The organism is Cupriavidus sp. KB_39 (assembly GCF_052114485.1).
Classification (GTDB): Bacteria; Pseudomonadota; Gammaproteobacteria; order Burkholderiales; family Burkholderiaceae; genus Cupriavidus.
This window is the reverse complement of the sequence record NZ_JBFREV010000020.1, coordinates 17,254-41,962: the sequence shown is the minus strand read 5'-3', so window position 1 is coordinate 41,962 and position 24,709 is coordinate 17,254. Positions and strand designations below refer to the sequence as shown.

The 24,709-nt window shown below is 68.4% G+C and carries 21 protein-coding genes and 1 pseudogene; 7 read left to right on the top strand and 15 right to left on the bottom strand.

The features are described from left to right. Nucleotides 1–10: 10 nt before the first annotated feature. The 9 genes from glyS to AB4Z27_RS16130 all read right to left on the bottom strand — a co-directional run bounded on the left by glyS (nt 11) and on the right by AB4Z27_RS16130 (nt 10,506). A complete protein-coding gene (gene glyS, locus AB4Z27_RS16170) occupies nt 11–2,134 on the bottom strand; it encodes a glycine--tRNA ligase subunit beta (protein WP_441644825.1) in 2,124 nt (707 codons plus the stop codon). 35 nt (nt 2,135–2,169) lie between these two features. Continuing rightward, the gene (locus AB4Z27_RS16165; RefSeq protein ID WP_255370717.1) at nt 2,170–2,820 is read right to left on the bottom strand and encodes a hypothetical protein; all 651 of its coding nucleotides are present in this window, start codon (nt 2,818–2,820) and stop codon (nt 2,170–2,172) included. Next, a complete protein-coding gene (gene glyQ / locus AB4Z27_RS16160; RefSeq protein ID WP_092291953.1) occupies nt 2,817–3,782 on the bottom strand; it encodes a glycine--tRNA ligase subunit alpha in 966 nt (321 codons plus the stop codon). Before glyQ ends, AB4Z27_RS16165 begins: the two co-directional genes overlap by 4 nt. Before the next feature lie 499 nt (nt 3,783–4,281). Further along, a complete protein-coding gene (lnt, locus tag AB4Z27_RS16155) occupies nt 4,282–5,901 on the bottom strand; it encodes an apolipoprotein N-acyltransferase (RefSeq protein WP_441644824.1) in 1,620 nt (539 codons plus the stop codon). Continuing rightward, nucleotides 5,898–6,782 carry an HlyC/CorC family transporter gene (locus AB4Z27_RS16150; RefSeq protein ID WP_092291957.1) on the bottom strand — a complete coding sequence of 295 codons (885 nt, stop codon included), beginning with the start codon at nt 6,780–6,782 and terminating at the stop codon, nt 5,898–5,900. Before AB4Z27_RS16150 ends, lnt begins: the two co-directional genes overlap by 4 nt. 120 nt (nt 6,783–6,902) lie before the next feature. Next, entirely contained in the window at nt 6,903–7,643 is a 741-nt protein-coding gene (gene ybeY / locus AB4Z27_RS16145) for an rRNA maturation RNase YbeY (RefSeq protein ID WP_441644823.1), read from the bottom strand. Nucleotides 7,644–7,645: 2 nt separating this feature from the next. Beyond that, nucleotides 7,646–8,659, bottom strand: a complete 1,014-nt coding sequence (locus AB4Z27_RS16140) for a PhoH family protein (RefSeq protein ID WP_092291961.1) — start codon at nt 8,657–8,659, stop codon at nt 7,646–7,648. 8 nt (nt 8,660–8,667) lie between these two features. Further along, nucleotides 8,668–10,020, bottom strand: a complete 1,353-nt coding sequence (gene miaB / locus AB4Z27_RS16135; RefSeq protein ID WP_441644822.1) for a tRNA (N6-isopentenyl adenosine(37)-C2)-methylthiotransferase MiaB — start codon at nt 10,018–10,020, stop codon at nt 8,668–8,670. A gap of 99 nt (nt 10,021–10,119) precedes the next feature. Next, nucleotides 10,120–10,506: a hypothetical protein gene (locus tag AB4Z27_RS16130; protein WP_092291965.1), complete on the bottom strand. Its 387-nt coding sequence runs from the start codon at nt 10,504–10,506 to the stop codon at nt 10,120–10,122. 391 nt (nt 10,507–10,897) lie between these two features. Between AB4Z27_RS16130 and AB4Z27_RS16125 the strand changes: the two genes are divergently transcribed. Together AB4Z27_RS16125 and AB4Z27_RS16120 are read left to right on the top strand one after the other, a co-directional pair. After that, entirely contained in the window at nt 10,898–12,505 is a 1,608-nt protein-coding gene (locus AB4Z27_RS16125; RefSeq protein ID WP_441644821.1) for a DEAD/DEAH box helicase, read from the top strand. Between the two features lie 14 nt (nt 12,506–12,519). Continuing rightward, entirely contained in the window at nt 12,520–13,554 is a 1,035-nt protein-coding gene (locus tag AB4Z27_RS16120) for a serine/threonine protein kinase (RefSeq protein WP_092291967.1), read from the top strand. A 9-nt stretch (nt 13,555–13,563) separates the two neighbouring features. Here the strand turns inward: AB4Z27_RS16120 and AB4Z27_RS16115 are convergent, their stop codons facing one another. Continuing rightward, complete coding sequence (locus AB4Z27_RS16115; protein ID WP_092291969.1) at nt 13,564–14,004, bottom strand: universal stress protein; 441 nt, start codon at nt 14,002–14,004, stop codon at nt 13,564–13,566. Nucleotides 14,005–14,313: 309 nt separating this feature from the next. On the opposite strand from AB4Z27_RS16115, the gene AB4Z27_RS16110 reads away from it, so the two are divergent. From AB4Z27_RS16110 to AB4Z27_RS16090, 5 genes are all read left to right on the top strand, one after another. Next, on the top strand, nt 14,314–14,931 hold the full coding sequence (locus AB4Z27_RS16110) for a response regulator transcription factor (RefSeq protein WP_092291971.1): 618 nt from the start codon (nt 14,314–14,316) through the stop codon (nt 14,929–14,931). A 249-nt stretch (nt 14,932–15,180) separates the two neighbouring features. Continuing rightward, complete coding sequence (locus AB4Z27_RS16105; RefSeq protein WP_092291973.1) at nt 15,181–15,678, top strand: Csu type fimbrial protein; 498 nt, start codon at nt 15,181–15,183, stop codon at nt 15,676–15,678. Nucleotides 15,679–15,739: 61 nt separating this feature from the next. After that, on the top strand, nt 15,740–16,447 hold the full coding sequence (locus AB4Z27_RS16100) for a fimbrial biogenesis chaperone (RefSeq protein WP_092291975.1): 708 nt from the start codon (nt 15,740–15,742) through the stop codon (nt 16,445–16,447). A gap of 18 nt (nt 16,448–16,465) precedes the next feature. Then, nucleotides 16,466–18,952 carry a fimbria/pilus outer membrane usher protein gene (locus tag AB4Z27_RS16095; RefSeq protein ID WP_143093863.1) on the top strand — a complete coding sequence of 829 codons (2,487 nt, stop codon included), beginning with the start codon at nt 16,466–16,468 and terminating at the stop codon, nt 18,950–18,952. Beyond that, a complete protein-coding gene (locus tag AB4Z27_RS16090; protein ID WP_441644820.1) occupies nt 18,949–19,932 on the top strand; it encodes a Csu type fimbrial protein in 984 nt (327 codons plus the stop codon). Before AB4Z27_RS16095 ends, AB4Z27_RS16090 begins: the two co-directional genes overlap by 4 nt. Before the next feature lie 13 nt (nt 19,933–19,945). Here AB4Z27_RS16090 and creC read toward each other — a convergent pair whose 3' ends face one another. The 5 genes and pseudogenes from creC to AB4Z27_RS16065 form a co-directional block, all read right to left on the bottom strand. After that, nucleotides 19,946–21,418 carry a two-component system sensor histidine kinase CreC gene (gene creC, locus AB4Z27_RS16085; protein ID WP_441644819.1) on the bottom strand — a complete coding sequence of 491 codons (1,473 nt, stop codon included), beginning with the start codon at nt 21,416–21,418 and terminating at the stop codon, nt 19,946–19,948. A gap of 13 nt (nt 21,419–21,431) precedes the next feature. After that, nucleotides 21,432–22,118, bottom strand: coding sequence for a two-component system response regulator CreB (creB, locus tag AB4Z27_RS16080; protein WP_441644818.1), 687 nt, complete (start codon nt 22,116–22,118; stop codon nt 21,432–21,434). Between the two features lie 50 nt (nt 22,119–22,168). Continuing rightward, entirely contained in the window at nt 22,169–23,275 is a 1,107-nt protein-coding gene (locus AB4Z27_RS16075; RefSeq protein WP_441644817.1) for an NAD(P)/FAD-dependent oxidoreductase, read from the bottom strand. Nucleotides 23,276–23,400: 125 nt separating this feature from the next. Beyond that, nucleotides 23,401–23,928, bottom strand: a complete 528-nt coding sequence (locus tag AB4Z27_RS16070) for a nucleoside deaminase (protein WP_441644853.1) — start codon at nt 23,926–23,928, stop codon at nt 23,401–23,403. A 66-nt stretch (nt 23,929–23,994) separates the two neighbouring features. Continuing rightward, nucleotides 23,995–24,705 (bottom strand): annotated as a pseudogene (locus AB4Z27_RS16065) (alpha/beta fold hydrolase); the annotation flags it as partial. Between the last annotated feature and the right edge of the window lie 4 nt (nt 24,706–24,709).

Here is a 24,709-nt window from a genome sequence, read left to right as displayed (position 1 = left end):
AGGGCTCCGGTCAGGCGGCCAGCTTGGAGATGTCCGCCACGCGGTTGGCCAGCGTGTGCAGCGTGGCCAGCAGCGCAAGCCGGTTCGCGCGCAGGCGCGCGTCCTCGGCCATCACCATCACGTCGTTGAAGAAGCGGTCCACGGCGTCGCGGAGCTGGGCCAGGTCGCGCAGGGCGCCGGTGAAGTCGCCGCTGGCGAAGGCCGCTTCCCCACCCGGACGCACGCGTTCGATGGCGGCATGCAGCGCGCCCTCGGCGTCTTCCTGGAACAGCGCCGTGTCGACCGTGCCGATGGCTTCGTCGGTCTTGCGCAGGATGTTCGTGATGCGCTTGTTGGCGGCGGCCAGTGCCTCGGCCTCGGGCAGCGCGGCGAAGGTGCGCACGGCCTCCATGCGGCCCAGCACGTCATGCAGTTGCTGCGGGCGCAGGCTCACCACGGCTTCCACCTCGTTGGTGGTGTAGCCCTTGTCCTTGAGGTAGCCGCGCACGCGGTCGAACAGGAAATCGGTGATGGCCTCGCGCGACGGCTTGACGGCGACGATCCCCGCGAACGCCTGCTCGGTCAGCGCCAGCAGGGTGTCCAGCGGCACCGCCAGCGGGCGCTCGATCAGCATGCGCAGGATGCCCAGCGCGTGGCGGCGCAGCGCGAACGGATCCTTCTCGCCGGTGGGCTGGAGGCCGATACCCCAGATGCCGACCAGTGTCTCGAGCTTGTCGGCCAGCGCCACGGCGGTGCTGACGGCACCCTCGGGCAGCGCGTCGCCGGCAAAGCGCGGGCGATAGTGTTCCGAGCACGCCAGCGCCACCTCGTCGGCTTCGCCGTCATGGCGCGCGTAGTAGGTGCCCATCGTGCCCTGGAGTTCGGGRAACTCGCCGACCATGTCGGTCAGCAGGTCGGCCTTGGCCAGTTCGGCGCCGCGCATGGCGGCGGCCTTGTCGACGGTCACGCCGTGGGCATTCATCGCGTCGGCGATGTGGCCGGCAATCTGCTGCAGGCGCTGCACRCGGTCCAGCTGGCTGCCGATCTTGTTGTGATAGACCACGTTGCCGAGCTGCGGCACGCGCGAGGCCAGCGTCTTCTTGCGATCCTGGTCGAAGAAGAACTTGGCGTCGGCCAGGCGCGGGCGCACCACGCGCTCGTTGCCGGTGACGATGGACTCGGGCGTCTCGGTGGCCAGGTTCGACACGATCAGGAAGCGGTTGCGCAGGTGGCCGGCGGCGTCGGTCAGCGCGAAATACTTCTGGTTGGTCTGCATGGTCAGGATCAGGCATTCCTGCGGCACGGCCAGGAAGACTTCCTCGAAGTGGCAGGGATAGACCACCGGCCACTCGACCAGCGAGTTCACTTCGTCCAGCAGCGCGTCCGGCATGACCACCTGGTCGGCGCCGGCTTCCTTGAGCAGGGCGGTGCGGATGCGCTCACGGCGGTCGGCATAGCTCGCCACCACGCGGCCCTTGTTCTCCAGCAGCGTGGCGTATTCCGCCGCGTGCGGGATCTCGAGGGTGCCTTCGGACAGGAAGCGATGGCCCAGCGTGACATTGCTGGCCGGCAGGCCGAGCACGGACACCGGCACGATCTCGGCGCCGAACAGCGCAATCAGGCTGTGCGCGGGGCGTACGAAGTGCACCGTGGTGCCGTCCGGGCGCTGGTAGCTCATCAGCTTCGGAATCGGCAGCTTGCCGATTGCCTCGTCCAGCGCGGCCTGGAGGCCGTCGGCCAGCGTAGCCCCCTTGGCGGTGTAGCGATGGAACAGCGCCTCGGCCTTGCCGTCGGAGGCACGCTCCAGCGTCTGCCAGTCGATCTCGGCCACGCCGACGGACTTGGCCAGCGCGGCCAGTTTCTTGCCGAGCGGGGCGGTGGGGGCGCCGTTGGCGTCCAGCGCCACGGAGACGGGCAGGACCTTCTCGCGCTGCTCGCGGTCGGGGGCGCTGCGGCGCACGCCGGTCACCAGTGCGGCCAGGCGGCGCGGCGTGGCGAACGGGGTCACGCTGGCGCCGGCCTCAAGCAGGTCGCGCGCGCGCAGGCCGTCAGTCAGGCCTTGCGCGAAGGCATCGCCCAGGCGGGCGAGCGCCTTGGGCGGCAGCTCTTCGGTGAACAGTTCGATCAGCAGCGAATCGGTCATGGGTTGCGACATGAATCGTATCCAACGGGTATGAAAGGCGCGCGCTGTCAGCAGCGCGGCGCGAGATTGGGTTCTACGCCAGACAGCAGCCACAGGCCGTTCTGCTGGCGGAATTGCAGCGTGGTGTAGGCGCACTGCGCCACCACGCCGGAGGCGCCACGGGCGCCGGCGGCCGGGAAGCGGGCGTCGATGCGCTGCTGGCGGCGGTCATAGCGGATCTCGTCGATCCGTCCGCCCACCCAGAAATCGATCTTCTGCGGCAACTGCGCCGCTGAATAATAGTTGCGGACGGTGCGGCGCGAGCGGCCGTTGCGCTCTTCCCACGTTGCCCACTGCAGCGGGTAGCGGATGGCGCTCTCGTAGGTGCGCAGCGGCACGCGGTGCCAGCCGAGGTCGCGCGAGCCGGACAGGTCGCACGAGAACGAGCGCACCAGCTGCGTCCACTGGTCGATGCTGGCCAGCGACGGCTTCCAGTGCCGGGCGATGGCCTGCTGGAGCGCCTGCGGGTCGGCCTCGCAGATATTGGCGAGGTCGGCCGGCAGGTACAGCGCCTGCGGCACCGGGGTGGTGGCCGCGCGGGCAGCCGCCTGCGCCGCGCCGGGCGCCGCCAGCAGGCCGCCCAGCGTTGCCAGCGACACCACGGTCGCCAGCGCTGTCAGGCGCCTCGGCATGCGTGCGCCGCGCACGCGCGAGGTCATGCGCGGGCCCCGTTGCCGCACATCGGGAAGCCGAGCGCTTCGCGCGAGTCGTAGTAGGCCTGCGCCACCTGGCGCGACAGATTGCGGATACGGCCGATGTAGGCCGCGCGCTCGGTCACGGAGATCGCGCCCCGGGCATCGAGCAGGTTGAACGTGTGTGCCGCCTTGAGCACTTGTTCGTAGGCCGGCAGCGCCAGACGCACGCCGGAATCCTTCTTCTGGCCGTCTTCGGTGGTCTCGCCGCGACTGTCACCCACCTCGCCCATCAGCCGGCGGGCCTCGCCCTCGTGCTCGGAGAAATGGCGGAACAGGATCTCGGTGTTGCTGTGTTCGAAGTTGTAGGTGGACTGCTCCACCTCGTTCTGGTGGTAGACGTCGCCATAGGTCAGGCGGCGCGTCTCGCCGTTCTCGACCCACTCGGTCCAGACCAGGTCATAGACGTTCTCCACCTGCTGGAGATACATCGCCAGACGTTCGATGCCGTAGGTGATCTCGCCCGTGATCGGCTTGCAGTCGATGCCGCCGACTTGCTGGAAGTAGGTGAACTGGGTCACTTCCATGCCGTTGAGCCAGACTTCCCAGCCCAGGCCCCAGGCGCCGAGCGTGGGATTCTCCCAGTCGTCCTCGACGAAGCGGATGTCGTTCTGCTTGAGGTCCAGCCCCAGCGCTTCCAGCGAGCCCAGGTACAGGTCGAGGATGTTCTCGGGCGCGGGCTTGAGTACCACCTGGTACTGGTAGTAGTGCTGCAGGCGGTTCGGGTTCTCGCCATAGCGGCCATCCTTGGGGCGCCGCGACGGCTGCACGTAGGCCGCGCGCCAGGGCTCGGGGCCGATCGCGCGCAGGAACGTGTGCACATGCGACGTCCCTGCGCCGACCTCCAGATCGATCGGTTGCAGCAACGCGCAACCCTGCCGGTCCCAGTAGGCCTGCAGGGTAAGAATCATTTGTTGGAAGGTCAGCATAGGAAGACGAAAAAGAAAGCCGCCGGCAAGTGCACGAGCGGTCTCGTGCCAGGATTGCCAAACCCTGAATTCTATCGGGTTTTGGCCACAAGCCGACCGGAACAGGGGGCAATCCCGTACGTTGTGTCACGAAACGGGCCCCGGCGGCGGTGTCGGGCTTTCGCAACGGGTCGGGTAAATCCTGACACGCCATTCAGAACCCGCCGATAGGTGCCGATACTATTTTTGTATACAGTGGAACTACGCAGCCGCTTCACAGCGCGCTGCTCCCGGGCAGCCTCCTCAGGGGGACAACCGCTCATAAAAGGTGTCCGGGCAACAATAACTTTTGGGGATTGGTCATGACGCTACTTTCTCGCAAACCATATCTTGTCGCCCTGGCCGTGATGGCCGCCGCAGCCGCGGTATCGGTGGCGACCTCGGTCCTGGGCTAACCGCTCCGGGCCGTAAAGAAAACGGGCCCTCAGGCCCGTTTTTTTCATTGGCGAAGCTCACGCCGCTACGGGCGTGCCCGCCGCCGCGCGCCGAACGCCAGCGCRAGCACGATCAGGCAGGCCGCCAGCGCCGGCACATTGCCCCATCGCACAAAGGGGGTGAGCCCCTGCGTACCCTGCACCGTGGCCGCGAGCGTGCCGAGCTGGAAGGTCGGCAGCCGCGCCTGCACCGTGCCATCTGGCTTCACCACCGCCGTCATGCCGGTATTGGTCGCGCGCAGCATCGGGCGGCGCGTCTCCAGGGCGCGCATCCGCGAGATCTGGAGATGCTGGTCCAGGGCGATGGTGTCGCCGAACCATGCCAGATTCGTCACATTTGCCAGCATATTGGCCGGTGACGGCTGCTGGCGCAGGGTGGCGGCGATTTCCTCGCCGAACAGATCCTCGTAGCAGATGTTGGGCGCGACATGGATGCCGCGCACCGGCACCGCCGGCTGGTCCAGCCCGCCGCGCCGGAAGTCGCCGAGCGGCATCTTCATCATGTCCACGAACCAGTGGAACCCGAACGGGATGAACTCGCCGAACGGCACCAGATGGTGCTTGTTATAGCGGTAGAGCATGGGCTGCTCCGGGCCGATGGCGAACACGCTGTTGGTGAAGTCCACCGGCGAATCGGCCCCGGCCGCGCCGAACAGCACCGTGGTGCCRGTGGATTCCATATGCCGGCGCACTGCCTGGGCGATATCGACCGGCAGTTCCTGGAGGATCACCGGAAACGCGGTTTCGGGCGTGACCACGAGGTCGGCCGGCTCCGCCGTAATCAGGTCGCGGTACAGCTCCAGCGAACGCTGGATGCCCACCGGCTCGAACTTGATGTCCTGCGCGACGTTGCCCTGCAGCAGCCGCACCGAGATTGGCTCGCCCACCGGCGTGGTCCAGGCGATGGGCGTCAGCGCGAAGCCCAGCGCGGGCAGGCCGATGACGAGGGCCAGCGCGGTGACGAGGCCACGGCGCGATGCGGTGTCCGGCGTGGCGTCCTGCGTAGCCGAGCGGCGCAGGGCGGCGCGTACCGCCGTCACCAATAGCGCGGCTACCGCCGAAGCCAGCGCGGTAATGCCGTACACGCCTATCAGGGGGGCGAAGCCGGCGAGCGGCCCGTCGGTATGGGGATAGCCGCTGCCCAGCCACGGGAAGCCCGTGAAGACCACGCCGCGCAGCCATTCGCCCAGCGCCCAGGTGGCGCCGAACGCCAGCGCCGGCAGCACGCCGTGGCGTCCGCGCTGGGTCAGCCAGTGCCAGACGCCGCCCGCCAGCGCGGGCCAGATCGACAGATAGCCGGCAAACAGCACCACGGCCAGCCCGGCCATCCAGGCCGGCATCTCGCCGTAGACATGCATGCTGATATARAGCCACCAGATGCCGGACAGGAACCAGCCCAGCCCGAACGCGTAGCCCGTGGCGGCCGCCGCGCGCGGGCGCGGGGCATCGGCGAGCAGGGCGACCAGCCCGGCCATCGACAGGATCTGCAGCCACCACCAGTCATGGGGCGCGAACGCCTGCGTATGGGCGACGCCGAGCGTCGCCGCCATGAGCAGCCGGAACACAGCGGTAGCGGACCCGGCGCGCTGGCCGGTTTGCCGGGCGCTCGCCGTGCTGGCGGCGCCGGCCTGGACTTCGCGCGTCATGCGTCGGCCACGGCCAGGTGGTCGGTCGCCTCGCGGCGCACCTGGAGCAGGTGCACCTGCCGCGCGTCGGCGCGCAGCACTTCGAAGCGGAGCGGCGGCAAAGTGATGATTTCGCCACGATGGGGCACATGCCCCAGATGATTGGTCAGCAGGCCACCCACGGTGTCCACGTCGTCATCGGGGAAGGCGGTACCGAAGGCCTCGTTGAACTGCTCGATCTCGGTCAGCCCGTGCACGCGCCAGGCGCCATCGGCGGTCGGCAGGATGTTGTCGTGGTCCTCGTCGAGGTCGAATTCGTCCTCGATGTCACCCACGATCTGTTCGAGCACGTCCTCGATCGTCACCAGCCCCGCCACGCCGCCGTACTCGTCCACGACGATGGCGATGTGGTTGCGGTTGATCCGGAACTCGCGCAGCAGGATGTTGAGCCGCTTGGACTCGGGGATGAACACGGCCGGGCGCAGCGTTTCGCGCAGGTCGAACGTGTCGTCGGTGTAATAGCGCAGCAGGTCCTTGGCCAGGAGGATGCCGATGATGTTGTCGCGGCTGCCTTCGTAGACCGGAAAGCGCGAGTGCGCCGTCTGCTGCATATAGGGGATGAACGTCTCGGGCGCGTCGGCGATGTTGACGGCGTCCATCTGGGCGCGGGGCACCATGATGTCGCGGGCGGTCAACTCGGAGACCTGGAATACACCCTCGATCATCGAGAGCGAATCGGCGTCGATCAGGTTGCGCTCATGCGCTTCCTGCAGCACTTCCAGTAGTTCGGCGCGCGTGTCCGGCTCAGGGGAAATGAAATCGGTGAGGCGTTCGAGAAGGGACCTTGGGCGATCCGCCTGCTTGTGATTGGCAGGTTTCGAACTGGGATAGGGGTCGTTCATGTCGCGGCTTAGCGCGTGGTGGAGATCGTCTGAAGCATACACTAAAAGGATTCCAGCCCCGTGACAGGGGGTGCCGTGGCGCACGCAGGTGGCGCACACGGCACTTCACAATCCTTCGCTTCAGCGATCCTCGCGCACCGGCAGGTACGGGTCGGCGTAGCCGAGCGCCTGGAGCGTCTCGGTCTCGATCGCCTCCATTTCCTCGGCCTCGCCGTCATGCTCGTGCTCGTAGCCCTGGGCGTGCAGCGCGCCATGGACGATCAGGTGCGCGTAGTGGGCGTCGAGCGGCTTCTTCTGCGCCTTGGCCTCGGCCTCCACCACKGGGCAGCACAGCACGATGTCGCCGGTCACCGGGTCGTCGGCGTGCTCCGCGTAGGCGAAGGTCAGCACATTGGTCGCGTAGTCCTTGCCGCGATAGGTGCGGTTCAGCGTGCGGCCTTCTTCCTCGTCGACGAAACGGATGGTCAGCGCGGCATCGGCGAACAGCGCCGAGCGCACCCATTTGCCGATCTGCTTGGCGGAGGGCAGGCCGGTGCGCTTGCGCACGCCATCGCCATACTGGACGTCGAGTTCGACCTCAGGCGGCGTGGCCGGGGTGCCGGTGGTGGTCGCAAGTGGCGTAGCCGTCACGGCGACCGACACGGCGTCGTGGTTGTCCGGCCGCACCAGCAGGCCGGCCTGCTGGCGGGTATCGGTGTGTTCGGCCAGCAGGGCCACCACGCCGTCGGCGGCCTGGGACAGGTCCACGGTCAGGCTGCGCCCATCGGGCAGTTGCACGCGCAGCGCGTTTGCGGCGCTCTTGCGCGCGCGGCCGTCGGCATCGAACAGGATGAGGCTGGCGGCGGGAGACTTCTTGGTCAAGATCAGGCGTCCTTGTGCTGGGCGTGGAATTCGTCATACGCATCGACGATGCGCGCCACCAGGGGATGGCGCACGACGTCGGTGCTGGTAAAGCGCGTGAACGCGACGCCGCGTACATCGCGCAGCACGTGCTGGGCTTCCACCAGGCCGCTTTTCTGCCCGCGCGGCAGGTCGATCTGGGTGGTGTCGCCGGTAATCACGGCCTTGGCGCCGAAGCCGATCCGCGTCAGGAACATCTTCATCTGTTCCGGCGTGGTGTTCTGGGCTTCGTCGAGGATGATGAACGCGTGGTTCAGCGTGCGGCCGCGCATGTAGGCCAGCGGCGCGACTTCGATCATCTGGCGCTCGAACATTTTCTGCGTGCGATCGAAACCGAGCAGGTCGTACAGGGCGTCGTAGAGCGGGCGCAGGTAGGGGTCCACCTTCTGGGCGAGGTCGCCCGGCAGGAAGCCGAGCCGCTCGCCGGCCTCCACGGCCGGGCGGGTCAGCACGATGCGCTTGACGGCATCGCGCTCGAGCGCGTCCACGGCGCAGGCCACGGCCAGGTAGGTCTTGCCCGTGCCGGCCGGGCCGATGCCCAGCGTCAGGTCGTGCGCGAGGATGTGGCGCAGGTACTCGCGCTGCGTGGCGGTGCGGCCCTGCAGCCCGATGCGGCGCGTGTGCAGCACCGGGGATTCATCCAGCCCGCGCGGGTCTTCCTCGCCATTGGCGTAGCCGCTGGCCGTGGTCTCGGGCAGGTAGGCGCCGTGCGCGGAGATCTGGCGCGATTCCACCAGCCCAAGCTGGATGTCGTCGATCGACAGCGACACGCGCGAATCGTTATAGAAGCGCTCCAGCGCCAGCGCGGCGTCCTGGGCGCGCGCRCCGCGCACCGTCATGCGGTGGCCGCGGCGCTGGATCGTCACGTCGAGCGCCTGCTCGATCTGGCGCAGGTTCTCGTCGAGCGGCCCGCACAGGTTCTGGAGCCGCGCGTTGTCGTCCTTGGGTGCGACGAATTCCGCCGTCTGGATTTTCATGGAGGTCCTTACTGGCGCACCACGATCTCGCCGCGCAGCGAGTGCGGGAATGCCTGCGTGATGCTGACATCGACCATCTGGCCGATCATCTGGTCGCGCCGCGCCTGCGGTACGCCGGGCAGCGCGAAGTTGACCACGCGGTTGTTCTCGGTGCGGCCGTGCAGCTCGGTGGGGTCCTTGCGGGCCGGGCCTTCCACGAGGATGCGCTGGACCGTGCCGACCATGCCCTGGCTGATGCGCTGCACGTTTTCCTCGATGGTGGCCTGCAGCCGCTGGAGGCGGCGCAGCTTCACGTCATGCGGGGTGTCGTCGTGCAGGTTGGCCGCCGGCGTGCCGGGGCGCGGGCTGAAGATGAACGAGAACGAGGTGTCATAGCCGACTTCCTCGATCATCGACATCAGCTTCTCGAAGTCGGCATCGGTCTCGCCGGGGAAGCCGATGATGAAGTCGGACGACATCGACATGGTCGGCCGGATCGCCCGCAAGCGGCGAATAATGCTCTTGTACTCGAGCGCGCTGTAGCCGCGCTTCATCGCCATCAGGATGCGGTCCGAGGCGTGCTGCACAGGCAGGTGGAGATGGTTCACCAGCTTGTCGCAGCGCTCGTACAGCTCCACCAGCCGCGAGGTGAACTCCTTCGGATGGCTGGTGGTGTAGCGGATGCGCTCGATGCCGGGGATCTCGGCCACGTATTCGATCAGCAGGGCGAAATCGGCGATTTCCGTCGTACCGCCCATCGCGCCGCGATAGGCGTTGACGTTCTGGCCCAGCAGCGTGACTTCGCGCACGCCCTGGTCGGCCAGGCCGGCCACTTCGGCCAGCACGTCCTCGAACGGGCGCGAGACTTCCTCGCCGCGCGTGTAGGGCACCACGCAGTAGCTGCAATACTTCGAGCAGCCTTCCATGATCGAGACGAACGCGCTCGGGCCGTCCACCTTGGCGGGCGGCAGGTGGTCGAACTTCTCGATCTCGGGGAAGGAAATGTCGACCTGGGACTGGCCGGTGCGGCGGCGGCGATCGATCAGGTCCGGCAGGCGGTGCAGCGTCTGCGGGCCAAACACGACGTCCACGTAGGGCGCGCGGGAGACGATGCTGGCGCCTTCCTGGCTGGCCACGCAGCCACCCACGCCGATCACGAGGTCCGGCTTGGCGGCCTTGAGCGCCTTCATGCGGCCCAGCTCGGAGAACACCTTCTCCTGGGCCTTCTCGCGCACGGAGCAGGTGTTGAAGAGGATGACGTCGGCGTCTTCGACGTTGTCGCAGGGCTCCATGCCCTGCGTGGCGTTGAGTACGTCCACCATCTTGTCCGAGTCATACTCGTTCATCTGGCAGCCGTACGTCTTCACGAATACTTTTTTCATGGTGCCGGTCTCAGTGGTTTACCTGGGGGCATCAGGGTTTGCTTCTGCTTCTGGGGACAACGCGGCCGGGGGCGGGCCGCCTGCTACGTGTTTTTCAACTTAATGCGAGGCCTTCCATTCCTTCACCTCGGCATCGGTCAGCACCCAGGCGGTCTGGAGCTGGCCGTAGAGGTCCAGCTTGTAGCGCACCGGGAGCTTCTTGCCGGCGATGACCACCGGGTTCAGCAGCTGCGTTTCCGTGCTGAAGACCCGCAGGCCGGGCGCCGTGGCCACCGTCTTGCTGTCGAGCTTGGCGGTCAGCGGCGTGGAGGCCGTGGGCATCGCCATCACCATGCGCGCCATCGGCGCATCGGCCGGAATCACGCGGACCGGGGTGCCGGCCACGGGCACGTCCTGGGCCAGCGCGGCCGCGCCGGGCAAGGCCAGGGCGGCGGCAACCACCGCCAGGAACACGGACTGACGCGTCAGGGAGAACCGCAAGGACATGATGACTCCGGCTTCGGGTGACTGGTGAGGGGAATGGCGCCGTCCGCGCGACATGCGCACGGGCCGGGCAACCCGGCATTCTACCCGCATCGCCCGCCTTGTACCCCCGTTGGGAGGGTGCCGGGCGCCTGATGTGGCGAGATCCGGACACCCCCGGCGGCCCGGGGCGGGGGGCGGCGGGGGTGGAGCCGGCGCCACCCCATCGCCGGCAGGGTATGGGGAGGGCGCYGGGCTGGTACACTACGGCCCTTCTCCCCACCGGAGGCGGGGGCAATCGGCCCGTCCCACCGGGACCTGACCCCCTTCGGGGTGCTTCAGGTTCGGTTTCCTACCCATGCCGCCCTGCGATTGGCGCAATCCCTTGCGTGACGGGCGGCTGAAGCGTCATTTCATGTCTTTTTCCGATCTAGGCTTGTCCGACAAGCTGGTGCGTGCCGTGGCCGAACAGGGCTACACCACGCCGACCCCGATTCAGGCGCAGGCTATCCCTGCCATTCTCAAAGGTGGCGACCTGCTCGCCGGCGCCCAGACCGGCACCGGCAAGACCGCGGGCTTCACGCTGCCCATGCTGCAGCTGCTGGGCGAATCCGCCGCCCACAATCCGGCCCCGCGCGGGGCACGCCAGCCAGTGCGCGCACTGGTGCTGACTCCCACGCGTGAGCTTGCCGCCCAGGTGGAGGAGAGCGTCCGCAACTATGGCAAATACCTGAAGCTGCGCTCGATGGTGATGTTCGGCGGCGTGGGCATCAACCCGCAGATCGAGGCCCTCAAGCGCGGCGTCGATATCGTCGTGGCCACGCCGGGCCGGCTGCTCGACCACGTGTCGCAGCGGACCATCGACCTCTCCCAGGTAGAACTGCTGGTGCTGGACGAAGCCGACCGCATGCTCGACATGGGCTTCATCCACGATATTCGCAAGATCCTGAATATCCTGCCGGCCAAGCGCCAGAACCTGCTGTTCTCGGCCACGTTCTCGGACGATATCCGCGCGCTGGCCGACCGCCTGCTGAACAACCCCGCCTCGATCGAAGTGGCTCGCCGCAACACCACGGCTGAAACCGTGGCGCAGCGCGCCTACCCGGTGGACCGCGAACGCAAGCGCGAACTGCTGGCCCACCTGGTGCGCGAGGAGGACTGGCACCAGGTGCTGGTCTTCACGCGTACCAAGCACGGCGCCAACCGGCTGGCCGAGCAGCTGACCAAGGACGGCCTGTCCGCGCTGGCGATCCACGGCAACAAGAGCCAGTCGGCGCGTACGCGCGCGCTGTCCGAGTTCAAGGCCGGCACGCTGCGGCTGCTGGTGGCGACTGACATCGCGGCGCGTGGCATCGACATCGACCAGTTGCCCCACGTGGTCAACTTCGACCTGCCGAACGTGCCCGAGGACTATGTGCACCGTATCGGCCGTACGGGCCGCGCCGGCGCCGAGGGCGAGGCGATCTCCCTGGTCTGCGTGGATGAGCACGGCCTGCTGCGCGATATCGAACGATTGATCAAGCGCCAGATCGAACAGACCGTCCTGCCGGGYTTCGAAGTGGACCCGAGCATCGTGGCCGAGCCGATCCAGAAGGGCCGCCAGCAACGTGGCGGCGGTGGTGGTGGCCAGGGCGCAGGCCGTGGCCAGCGCCCGCCGGCACAGGCCAAGCCCCGGGGCGAGGGCGGCGACCGCCGTCAGGAACGCGCCCCGAAGCCCGCCGCACCGCGCCCGGAAGGCCAGCGCCAGGACRCACCGCGCAACCGCCCGGCCCAGCCGGCGCGCGGCGCCAACGGGAACGGCAATGGCAACGGCAACGGTGCCAACGGCGGCAACCGCGGTGGCCGACAGGCTGCCGGCAACGGTGGTGGCAACGGTGGTAACGGTGGTAACGGCGGCGGCAATGGCCGCGGCGGCAACGGCAACAACGCCCCGCGCCCGGCGCAGGACGCTGCCGGCGCGCCGCCCGCGCGCAACCGTCGTCCGGCGTCGCAGGCAGCGCTGCTCGGCGGCCGCAAGCCCTGAGCGGCACGCGCCCCATGACAGCGCCCGTCGACGAGGATGTGCCCTATGCCGGCCTGACGCCGGAGTGCATCCTCGACGCCCTGGAAGCCGCCGGCTTCCAGCCGGACGGGCGCCTGCTGGCGCTCAACAGCTACGAGAACCGCGTCTGGCAGATCGGCATCGAGGATGCCGCGCCGGTCATCGCCAAGTTCTACCGGCCGGGCCGCTGGACTGACGCCGCCATCCTCGAGGAACACGCGTTCGTCCAGCAACTRGCCGATGCCGAGATCCCGGCGGTGCCGGCGCTGTCTGCCTCGCTCGGCGGACAGCCGCCYGCCACGCTGCTCGTACACGACGATTTCCGATTTTCCGTTTTCCCGCGCTGCGGCGGCCGCGAGCCGGCGCTCGATCGCGCCGAGACGCTCACGTGGCTGGGCCGCTTTATCGGGCGCATCCACGCGGTGGGCGCGTCGGCGCCGTACCAGGCCCGTCCCACGCTCGACGTGGAGACCTTCGGCGTGGTCCCGCGCGACTACCTGCTCGCCCACGACTGCATTCCCGCCGACCTGCTCGCGCCGTGGCGCGCCGCCGTGGACCTGGCCCTGGACGCCGTGCGTCGCTGCTACGACCGCGCCGGCGATATCCGCCTGCTGCGGCTGCATGGCGACTGCCATCGTGGCAATGTGTTGTGGATCGATCCGGAAGACGCCCGCGGACGCGGCGCGCCGGGCCCGCATTTCGTCGATTTCGACGACAGCCGCATGGGGCCGGCGGTGCAGGACCTGTGGATGCTGCTCGAAGGCGACCGCGCGGCGATGCAGGGCCARCTGGCCGACATCGTGGCCGGCTACGAGGATTTTGCTGAATTCGAGACGCGCGAGCTATGGCTGGTGGAGGCGCTGCGCACGCTGCGCCTGCTGCACTACAGCGCCTGGCTGGCCGCGCGCTGGCGCGATCCCGCTTTCCCGGCCGCGTTCCCGTGGTTCGGCACGGCGCGCTACTGGCAGGACCGCATCCTCGAATTGCGCGAGCAGATCGCGCTGATGGACGAACCCCCGCTCTGGGGGTAGGCCAGCCGATCAGGCGGGGCGGCGATCGCCCTTGACCATCATCACCGGGCAGTCGGCCTGCGCCAGCACGCGGCCCGCCACGGAACCAATCACCGCATCGAAGAACGACCCCCGGCCATGGGTGCCCATGACGATGGCATCGGCATGGACCGCCCTGGCGTGCGCCAGGATCTTGTCCGGCGCGAAGCCGCGCAGCGGGTGGCGCTCGAACGGCACGCCGGCATCGCCAAGGATCTTGCAGACGGAGGCCATGGCCTTCTCGCTTTCATCGTGGTGCCAGGCGTCGATGGTGTCCTTGTTGACGAACGCGCGCACCTGACCCGTGACTTCGGGCGAGACGTGCACCACGTGCACGGTATAGCCCGGTTGCAGCAGCCGTCCGGTGGCCAGGAAGTGCGCGGCGGCATCGCTGAAGTTCGATCCATCGGTGGCAAGGATGATTTGGGGCATGGCGGCGATCTCCGGTTGTGGCATGACACAGGTGTCACGCATCCTCATCAGATTGGCAGATGTGCGGGGCTCGCCTTTCAACTTAGGTCAAATTCAGACGAAATTTTCAGGATTTCACGATTGTCATGTCCGTCGCGATGTGATTTGCCGATGTCATCCGCGCGCCCCGGGCGGACACAAATCCGCAGGAGCTGAAATTTCCGCATCGATACACGGAAGTTTCGCAGTGTCATTGCCGACGTTTCCGCATCCTGCACGGAAACGGACGGCCTATGCTCGGGCATCACTCAACTGTAGGAGCCCGAGCCCATGCCCACCGCCCTTGTCGTGGATGATCACCCCGCGATCCGGCTTGCCGTCAGAAGCCGCCTCACCGAGGACCTCGATTTCGACACCGTGACGGAAGTCACCAACGGCGCGGACGCGCTGCGCGTGCTGCGCGACGCCATCGCCGACCTGATCGTCGTGGACCTGAGCCTGCCCGGCGTGCCGGGCGAGGCCCTGCTGGCCGAACTCGTGTCGCGCCATCCCGCCACCCGGGTGCTGGTGCTGTCCGCGATGACCGGCGCCGGCGAGCGCGCCATCCATGGCGGCGCCCATGGCTATGTCGACAAGGGCGACGGCCTGCACGCACTCACGCCGGCCCTGCGCGCCGTCATGCAGGGCTTCGCGGTGTTTCCCACGCACCTGCTGCCCACGCTGCGGCGCCTCTCGGCCGTGGCCGGCGACCCCGCGCGCATTTTGAGCCGGCGCGAACTGACGGTATTGCGCATGCTGGCCTCGGGCCATACCAATAAGGCGATATCCGAATTACTGGAAATCAGCAATAAAACCGTCAGCTCGCACAAGGCAAATATCATGAGCAAATTGAAATTCAAATCGCTGATTGAACTGGCAGAGTTTGCGCGACGACATCACTTGCTGTAAGTCCCGACGTGATGGGGGCGCTCCGTGATGAATCTTTCTTGAGTCTCGCGACGCACGATTGACTTCGATTTATCCGGCATCTATATCAGCAGTGCGCGGAAATATCTTTTTGCTGTTTCTCACCGCGAGCGTTGGAAACCGATTTATCAGTGAATGCCGATTCAGCGATTTCCAAGTAAATCCGGCGAGATTCCCGCGCAATTCAACGACCTGCAATGCGAACCCGATAGATCCGGACAAGGAGATGTCATGCCTGCTCGTCTTTCACGTGTCATGGCCATCGCGGCCGTGCTGTCACTGCCGGTGCCACAGCTGGCAGGGGCGGCCACCAAGACCGGCACGTTCCTCGTGAGCGCCGTGGTGGTCAGCGATTGCGACATCCGTAGCACGCCGAACCTCGCCTTTGGCGAAGTGGGCGCGATCAGCCAGCCGGTGGATGTGACCACCGTCATCATCGTGGCGTGCACGACCGGCACCGCCTACACGATCGCACTGAACGCCGGTGACGGCACCGGTTCCACGGTGCCGGACCGGCGCATGAGCAACGGCACGAATTCGCTGAAATACCAGTTGTACAGCGACACCGCCCGCACGGCGGTCTGGGGCCAGACGGTCGGCACGGACACCGTTGGCGCCACCGGCAACGGCAATGACCAGGAGCGGACGATCTACGGCCGCATGCCACCCCAGACSATGCCGGCGGCGGGCACCTACCAGTCGCTGGTGACCGTCACTGTCCAGTATTGAGCCGCGCGCCTAACGGCACCTGCCGCGCCATCTCCACCCGACYCCCTGTCGGAGACACAACATGACAAGAACACTCCTGGCGACTTTTGCGCTCCTGCTGGCGATGCCCTTTGCGAACGCGGCGACGATTCACGTCAAGCCGACCATGACGCTGATTCCACCCGGCCAGTCCGCCGCCGTCATCACGCTGACCAATCAGGGCGATACGCCGCTCAACGCGCAGGTGCGATTGTTCGGCTGGGACCAGGTGGGGGGCGAGGACGCGCTGTCGCCCACCAACCGGCTCGTCGCCAGCCCGCCGATGCTGACGCTGGCGCCGCGCCAGACGCAATCGATCCGGCTCGTGCGCACGGAGAAGTCGCCGGCCACGCAGGTCGAGGCGTACCGAGTGCTGGTGGACGAGGTCCTGGACAGCAGCCAGCCCCGGCCGACCGGCGTGACGCTGCAGATGCGCTACTCGCTGCCGGTGTTCGTGCTGCCGCGCGAGAAGCTCAAGCCCGCGCAGGTCACGGTGACGGCCTCCGCCGACGGCAATCTGGTGAAGCTMGGCGCCGTGAACCGTGGCGAAAGCCACGCGCAGGCCACCGACGTCTCGTTGGTATACCGTGGCGGCGGCACCAGCCCCGTGGTGCCCGGCCTGCTCGGCTACGTGCTGCCAGGCAAGTCGATCGAATGGAGGCTGCCACTGCCCGCCGATGCCGCGGCCAAGGGCCGGCCCACGCGCGTCAAGATGATGATCAACGGCCGCGAGATGCTGGTCGACCTCTGATGCCGACCGTGCCCGCCCATGTCAAAACCGCCCCGTGGAGGTGCCGCCGCCCGCGCACCCCGCAAGCTGGCGCTCGCGCTGCTCTGCGGCGTTGCGATGGACCTGATGGCCGGCGCGCATGCGTGGTCGCAACCGGTGCCGGAGGCCGATGACGGTGCCTCCACCGCCTTCTACCTGCAGGCGGCTGTCAACGGTGTCGAAAAGGAGCTGATCGTTCGCGTCGACCGGCGGGCCGGTGTGCTGTACATGGCCGCCGGCGAGTTGGAGGAACTCGGCGTCCGCGTCGACGACCTGCCGTTCGGCCCAGACCAGCAGATCGCCCTGGACGCCGTGCCTGGCCTCGGCTACGACTACGACGCCGCCGCCCAGCGCATCGCGCTGCGCGTGCCCGAGGGGCTGCTCAGGGCCCAGCGGCTCGGCGCCGAGCCGCCCGTGCTGCCGCCGGTGCAGTCCGGCACCGGCCTGGTGGTGAACTACGCGTTCAATCTCCAGACCACGCGGCTCTCGCTGGACGAGCAGCGCGCGGCGCAGCGCAAGCCCAGCCCGCTGCAGGGCTCGGGCACGCACGGCCCGCAGCCGCTGCTCGGCGAGCAGGCCTTCGCAGACAGCTACGACCGCCTGAACCGGACCTTGTCCCTGTCGAGCGAGCTGCGCTTCTACGCGCCGTTCGGCGTGTTCCAGAACTCGGGCGTCACCACGCTGCACGAGGGCCAGACCGAGTACCTGCGCCAGGACACCTACTGGACCTACGAGGACCCCCGCCGGCTGATGAGCTACACGATTGGCGATTTCGTCTCCGCCGCCTTGCCGTGGTCGCGGTCGGTGCGCATGGGCGGGATCAGCGTGGCGCACAACTTCAACACCCGCCCGGACCTCGTGACCTACCCGGTGCCGTCGCTGGGCGGCAGCGCGGTGGTCCCGACCACGGTGGACCTCTATCTCAACGGCTTGCGCCAGTTCTCGGCGCAGTCGTCGGGCGGCCCCTTCGTGATCGCCACGCCGCCGGCCCTGACTGGCGCGGGCACCGCCACGCTGGTCTACCGCGACCAGCTGGGGCGCGAGGTGATCGTCAACCGGCCGCTGTATGTCGATTCGCGGCTGCTCGCGAAGGGGTTGTCGGAGTACGCGGTGCAGGCCGGCTACGCGCGGCGCAACTATGGCAGCTTGTCCTTCGACTACGCCGGCTCGCCCACCGCCACGGCCTCGGGACGCTATGGCGTGACCGACGCCGTGACCGTGGAAGCGCATGCGGAGGCCGCCAGCGGCCTGCGCAACGCCGGCATCGGCGGGCTGGTGCAGCTCGGGTACTTCGGTGTGGCGAACGCGGCCATCTCCGGCAGTACAGGCGATGCCAGCGGCATGCAGTTCAGCGGCGGCTACCAGTACATCTCGCGCGCGTTCAGCTTCACGGTGCAGGGCATCCACGCGGCGAACCAGTATCGCGATCTCGGCACGCTCGAGGGCGTGCCCGTGCCGGAGAATCAGCTGTACATCACGCTCAGCGTGCCGCTGACGGCGCGCCAGACGCTGTCGGTCAGCTACTCGCGCCAGGACGCGTCGTTCCTCGGCGGCTCGCGCATCGTGTCGGTCGGCTATACGGCGGCCATCGGCTCGCGTTTCAACATCTTCGCCAACGTGTTCAAGGACTACGACCAGCAGCAGACCGTCGGCGCCTTCATCGGCGTGACCATTTCACTCGGCAACAGCGTGAGTGTCGGCACGAATGCCAGTTCGTACGATGGCCGCAAGAGTGTCTCGGTGTCGGCCAACCGGCCCGTCGACTACGACAAGGGCGGTTTCGGCTGGAACGTGCAGGCCGACGCCGGCAGCGAAAGCTATCGCCGTGGCCTGGGCCGGGTGGACTATCGCGGCCGCTATGGCGACGTGACGGCGCAGGCCGAGCACATCAACTCGGGCAGCATCGAGTCGAACCATGTCTCGCTCTACGGGGCGGGGTCGCTGGTGGTGGCGGATGGCGCGCTGCTGGCCGGACGGTCGATCTACGACGCCTTCGCCGTGGTGTCGACCGACGGCCTGCCCGATGTGCCGGTCCTGCGCGAGAACCGGCTGGTCGGCAAGACCAATGCCGGCGGCCGCCTGCTCGTGCCCGACCTGCTGCCGTACGACGGCAACCGGATCGCCATCAGCACCCTTGGACTGCCGGCCGAGGCCAGCGTGACGACGGACCGCCAGGTCGTGGTGCCGCCCACGCGTGCCGGCGTGACAGTGCGCTTCCCGGTCACGCGCTACGAGGGCGCTACCGTGCTGCTGGTCGATGGTCAGGGCCAGCCGCTGCCGGTGGGGGCGCATGTCGTGCTGGAAGGGAGCGATGCCACGGCCGTGGTCGGCTACGACGGCGCCGTGTTCCTCCCCGCGCTGCAGCCGGACAACCGGGTGACAGTGACCTTTGGCGACAGGACCTGCACGGCGCAGGTGCCCTATGCCCCGCGCGATGTGATGACCACCATTGGCCCCTTCCCCTGCGTCCTCCGGGAGCGCCCATGAACACCGGCCTGGTTCGCCGTCTGGTCCACCACCTGCTGGCCTGCGGGCTGTTCATCTGGCTGGGGTGGGCGGGCAGCGCGTACGCCATCGACTGCACCGTCACGATGAGCGATATCGAGTTTGGCGATGTCAACGTGCTGACCACCACGCCGGTCAGTGTCAACGGCGAGGTGAAAGTCGAATGCACCGACATGACGACCAAGTTCGCCCGTGTCTGCCTGAGTTTCGGCKCGCCGGGCGGCGGTACGGTGGCGAATCGGACCATGRCCGGCGCGACCTCGACGCCGCTGGCGTACAACCTCTACCAGAACGCGTCGCACACCACCCCGTGGGGCTCCGTGTACTTCACGCCGCCGCAGTCCCGGTCGGTGACGCTGCAGGCCGATTCATTCGGCATGGCCACCGCCACGGTGATGTACTACGGCTACATGCTGCTGCCGCAGGCGACGGTGCCGGCCGGCAGCTATACCGCGATCTACACCACCGCGGACACGAACATGAACGTGCAAGGCTATGTGTCCACGCCACCGGCCTGCTCGACGAGCATGCCGCAAGGCACGTCCTGGACTTTCACCGTCCGCGCGACGGTGGTGTCGGACTGCAACATCACGGCGACCAATATCGATTTTGGGCAGATCGGCCTGATCAGCGGGCCCGTGTCGGCCAACGGCAACATCAGCGTGACGTGCACGGCGGGCACGGCCTATTCGCTCACGCTCAACAACGGCACGGGCGCAGGGGCCACCCCAACCGCGCGCAAGATGACACGCGATGGCGGCACGGAGACCCTGACGTATGGCTTGTATRTCGATGCCACGCACAACATCGCATGGGGAGATGGTACCGGTGGTGCGACCGTCCTGATGGGTACGGGCAATGGCTTGACCAACCAAAACACGGTCTACGGCCAGGTGCCACCGCAGGCCGGAGCAGCGCCGGGCCTCTATCGCGACACGATCATCGTCACGATTACGTACTAGTTCACGTACTCGCTCACATRCCAGAGGCGGGCAGCGACAGCGTCGCGACGGCGCCACCGCCGGGGCGGTTCTCCACGGCGATGTGGCCATGGTGCAGCGCCGCCACCTCGCGCACGAGGCACAGCCCGAGGCCGGTGCTCTTGTCCCGCCCATTGGGGCGCGGCAGCGAATAGAAGCGCTCGAACAGCCGCCCCTGCGCATAGGCGGGGATGCCCGGGCCATCGTCGGTAATGCGGATGTCGATCATCCCGGCCGCGCCGGGCAGGACGGCGATGTCCACCGTGCCGTGCGCCGGCGAGAAGTCGAGCGCATTGTCGAGCAGGTTGGCCAGCGCCTGATGCAGCAGGAACGRGTCGCCGCTGACCACGGGCGCCCCGAATCCTTCCKGCCGCGGCTGGCGGTGCAGCGTGACGCCGCGCTGGCGCGCACGCGGCTCGCACGCCTCCACGATCGCCTCCAGCAGCGGCAGCAGCGCCACCGGCTCGCTGGCATCGAGCTGCTGCTTCTGCTCCACCGCCGCCAGCATCAGCAGCTTGCCGATCATCAGTTCGAGCCGCCGGGTCTGGCCCTGGATATTGGCGGCGAAGCGGCGCCGGTCGTCGGCAGGCATCTCCTCCTGCAACAGTTCCGCCGCCCCGCCGATGGCCGCCAGCGGGCTTTTCATCTCGTGGGTCAGCGTGTGGATGTAGTGCTCGACGTACTGCTTGTCCTCCAGCCGCAGCCGCATCGTTTCCACGGCGCGGCCCAGCTCCGCCAGTTCGCCGGCGCCGCGCWGCGGCATCTCCGCGCGCTCGCCGGCGGCCACCGCGCGGGCGTAGCGTTGCAGCCGGCGCAGCCCGTGCACCAGCCACAGCGTGCACGCCAGCCCGATCACGAAGGCGCAGCCCATCAGCAGCAGCCCGTGGAGCAGGATCTTCTGTCGGCTGCGGTCGATGAACGGCGCCATCACGCGATTCGGCTTGGAGACGGTCAGCACGCCGATGATCGGACCGCCATGGGGCGTACCGCCCGCGTCATCGGCCCGGATCGGCGCCGCGACGTGCATCACGGTRCTGTCCTCGTCGTCCGGGTCGGTGCGYGTGCTGCGGGCGCCGTACTTGCCCTGCAGGGTGCGCGCCACATCGTTCCAGCGGGAGTGGTCGGCGCCCGCGGCGGTGCCGGCGGAGTCGAAGCGCACGATGCCCCGGCTGTCGGTGATGGTCACCCGATAGTGGATGGTGTCCTTGTGCACGCCCCAGATCGTCGCGTCTACCGGCACGCTGGCCAGCGTGGCCACGCGCCGCGCGAACGCGCCATCGCCGATGTGGCCCTGCTGCATGTCGTCGGCGGCCAACAGGGCCAGCACCTGGGCGGTGTCGGCCAGCGTGTCCTCCATCGCCTGGCGCGCGCCCGGCTTCACCTCCTGCACGAACACCCGCAGCGTGAGGAACGCGGCYAGCCCSACGATCAGGAAGAAGCCGAAGAAGATGCGGAGTCCGATATGCATGCCGGCCGGGCGCTCAGGGATCGAGCGAGTARCCCATGCCGCGATGGGTGCGGATGGCATCGAACGTGGCATCCACCGCGCGCAGCTTGGCGCGCACGGTCTTGATATGGGTGTCGACGGTGCGGTCGATGGTGTCGGCGGCGTCGTGCCAGACCATGTCCATCAGCTGGGCGCGCGAGTAGATGCGCCCCGGCTGCGCCACCAGCAGCGCCAGCAGCCGGTACTCGTAGCGCGTGAGGGCCAGCCACTGGCCGTGGAAGGCGATGCGCGCGCCGGCGGCATCGTGGGTGAACCGGGCGGGTTCGGGCGCCGTGGGGGGTGCTCCGGCGCGACCGCCGGCACGGCGCAGGATCACCCGCACCCGGGCCGCCAGTTCGCGCGGCGAGAAGGGCTTGACCACGTAGTCGTCCGCGCCGATYTCCAGCCCGACGAYGCGGTCGATCTCCTCGTGCCGCGCCGTCAGAAAGATCACTGGCACGTCAGAGAACGTGCGCAGCGTCCGGCAGACCTCGAAGCCGCTCATGTCCGGCAAGCCCACGTCCAGGATCACAAGGTCGGCCGGTGCCGCGCGCAGCCGCTGGAGGGCATCGCCGCCCAGCACGAGGTGCTCGGCCTGCATGCCGTCGGTGCGCAGTGCATAGAGGATGGTGTCGGCGATGGCGGCTTCGTCTTCCACCACGACGACGGTCGGCGGGTTCATTGGTTCCGGGGGCTCTGGGATGCTGGAATGCAGGGATTGGCGCGATCTTATCAGGCGTGCACCCCACGCCGATGGAAGTAGACCCGCTCGGCGGCCAGCCGCAGCGGCGCGGAATGGAGCAGCACCTCGAACGGCCAGTCGAACTGCAGGCGGTYGAACACCCAGCGCAGCGCGCGCTTGGTCAGGAAGCGTGGCGCGCTGGCCGCCGCCACCCGCTCCGGCGCCGGCCCGCCGTGGAGCAGGTGGGCGGCCATGGCCTCGCCGATGGTCTCGCCGTGGCGCCATGCCGAATGGATTCCGCCTGCCGTCACCGGTGAGACCACCCCGGCTGCATCCCCRGTCAGCATTACCCCGGGTCCGGCGATGGGCGCGACCGGCCCGCCGCACGGAATCAGCCCAGCCCGCGTGGCGCCGGGCATGGCGTCGTCCGGAATTTGCAGCAGATGGCGCACGCGCTGCAGAAAGCCGTCGATGTCAGGCGCACGCGGGCGGCGCGGCGTCTGGCGCAGGGCCAGCCCGGCTTGCACGCCGGTCGGGTTCTGCGTCACCCAGCCGATATAGCCTGGCGCRAAGCGCTTGCTGACGAAGCAGTGGAGGGCGCCCGGCTCGGGCAGCGTCATGCCGGGAAACTCGTACTCGACGCCATAGAGGAAGTCGTGCACGCGCCCCAGCCCGGCCGTGATCGCCACGCGCGAGCGCACCCCGTCCGCGCCGACTAGGTAGCGCGTGCGGCCCACCCCGGGCACGCGCCAGCCGCCCTCGCAGGGCTGGGCGCCCGTGAACGCGGTGCCGAGGCGCAGGTCCACGCCATGGCTCACCAGTTCAGCGGCCAGCCAGCGCATCAGGCGCGGGGTATCGGTCGTCAGGAAGTAGTAGCCGGGGGCGCGCAGCGCCAGGTTGCGCAGGCTGGGCGCGTAGAGCCGCACCTGTTCCACGCGGTGCAGGCAGTCTGCCGGCGCGTGGCGCAGCCAGGTCTGCTCGGCGGCCTCCTTGACGATGATGCCGGTGGTGTGGAGTTTTTCGCCCGGATCGACCTTGCGCTCCAGCACCACCACGCGCAGGCCGGCCCGCGCCGCCGCCAGCGCACAGGCCGCGCCCGCGAAGCTGGCCCCCACGATCACCACGTCCGCATCGAAATTCGCACCGGCTGCCGTCATGTCACTGCTCCTGAAGTTGGACGGAGCGAGTGTCGCCAGCGACGGTGAAGCCGGTATGAGGCGAATGTGTGGCGTGGTGCAGCGCCACCGCGATGGCCGTCGCGCCGGCAGGCGCCACGGCCTTGCTACCGGCCGGCCCAGAAGCGACGCTGCGCCGCGGCGATCTCGGCCTCCATCTCCGGCACCGGGCCGATCAGCTCCAMGGCCTTCTGGCAATGATCGAACACATAGCGCGACGGCACGCTCATGGTCGGGTTCTCCGCGTGGCTGCCTGTGTACTGCAGCAGCGCATGCTCGGTCATGCCGAACACCACCCGGCCGATATTGGCCCAGTAGGCCGTGCCGGCGCACATGCAGCACGGCTCCACGGTGGTGTAGAGCGTGCAGCCCCACAGGTAGTCGGCCGGGAAGTTGGTGGCGGCCACGCGTGCGAGCGTGGATTCGGCGTGGTTCACCGTGTCGATGTTGCACTGCTCCAGCAGCACGGTTTCCTGGTCCGGACCGACCAGGATGGCGCCGAACGGGTGGTGGCCCAGCGTCACGGCGCGCTCGGCCACCTGCTGGGCGCGGCGCAGGTGGCGGCGGATCTGTTCCGGCGTGGGCGGCAGGCCCTGGGCGGGCAGGGTAGTGGGTTCGGGCGTGGTCATAGACATGGTCATGGTCTCCGCAGGTCTTCGTGAGGGCATGGCTCGGAGGGGCAGCAAGGCGTCRGTCAGGGCCTGCGGGCAGGCCAGTTGCGGCACGTGGCCGCAGTCGAGCGAAATCCGGTGGGCGCCCGGCGTGAGCGCCTGCATGCGCCGCTGGAGCGGCAGCGTGACGGAGCGGTCCTGCAGGCATTCGACATAGACACGCGGCACGCGGCCGAAGCGCGCGGGGCTGAGCGYGTTGCGCATGTCGCGGCCTGTGTCTGGTTGGGGGCAGAGCCGCGCGGCGGCGGTCTGCGCGGCCTCGGGCGGGCAGTCGTGCAGGAAGATCTCGCACGCGGCGGCGGGCGGCACGCGGCTGGTGGTGCCATCGGCATCCCATGCGAGGAGCGGCACGATGCCGGTGTAGTGGAAATCGGCATCGGCGGCGCGGCATTGGGCGATCACGTCGCCGAAGCTGACCCCGGTGGGCAGCATCATGCCGGCGAGGTAGACCAGCGCGCGTACGCGGTCTGGCAGGGTTTCGGCCACCTGCGAGGCGGTCAGGCCGCCGCCGCTGTGGCCGAGGACGACTGCGGGCGCGTCCAGCGCGGCCAGCAGTGCGCACACGTGGGCGGTGTAGCCGGCGAGGGTGGCGTCGGCTTTCCTTTCGGGGCTGCGGTCGTTGCCGGGCAGGTCCACGGCGTGTACCTGCCAGCCGGCGGCTTCGAGCATCGGCTGCCAGGCGGCGAAGGCCCAGCTGCCTTGCCAGGCGCCATGGATCAGCACGATGTGGGGGCGTKGCATCGAC

Bases quoted from the DNA above. Each gene is read 5' to 3' on its own strand.
- AB4Z27_RS16165 (WP_255370717.1), bottom strand. From the start codon at position 2,820: ATGACCTCGCGCGTGCGCGGCGCACGCATGCCGAGGCGCCTGACAGCG.
- AB4Z27_RS16095 (WP_143093863.1), top strand. From the start codon at position 16,466: ATGTCAAAACCGCCCCGTGGAGGTGCCGCCGCCCGCGCACCCCGCAAG.
- AB4Z27_RS16150 (WP_092291957.1), bottom strand. From the start codon at position 6,782: ATGAACGACCCCTATCCCAGTTCGAAACCTGCCAATCACAAGCAGGCG.
- miaB (WP_441644822.1), bottom strand. From the start codon at position 10,020: ATGAAAAAAGTATTCGTGAAGACGTACGGCTGCCAGATGAACGAGTAT.
- glyQ (WP_092291953.1), bottom strand. From the start codon at position 3,782: ATGCTGACCTTCCAACAAATGATTCTTACCCTGCAGGCCTACTGGGAC.
- AB4Z27_RS16130 (WP_092291965.1), bottom strand. From the start codon at position 10,506: ATGTCCTTGCGGTTCTCCCTGACGCGTCAGTCCGTGTTCCTGGCGGTG.
- AB4Z27_RS16115 (WP_092291969.1), bottom strand. From the start codon at position 14,004: ATGCCCCAAATCATCCTTGCCACCGATGGATCGAACTTCAGCGATGCC.
- AB4Z27_RS16110 (WP_092291971.1), top strand. From the start codon at position 14,314: ATGCCCACCGCCCTTGTCGTGGATGATCACCCCGCGATCCGGCTTGCC.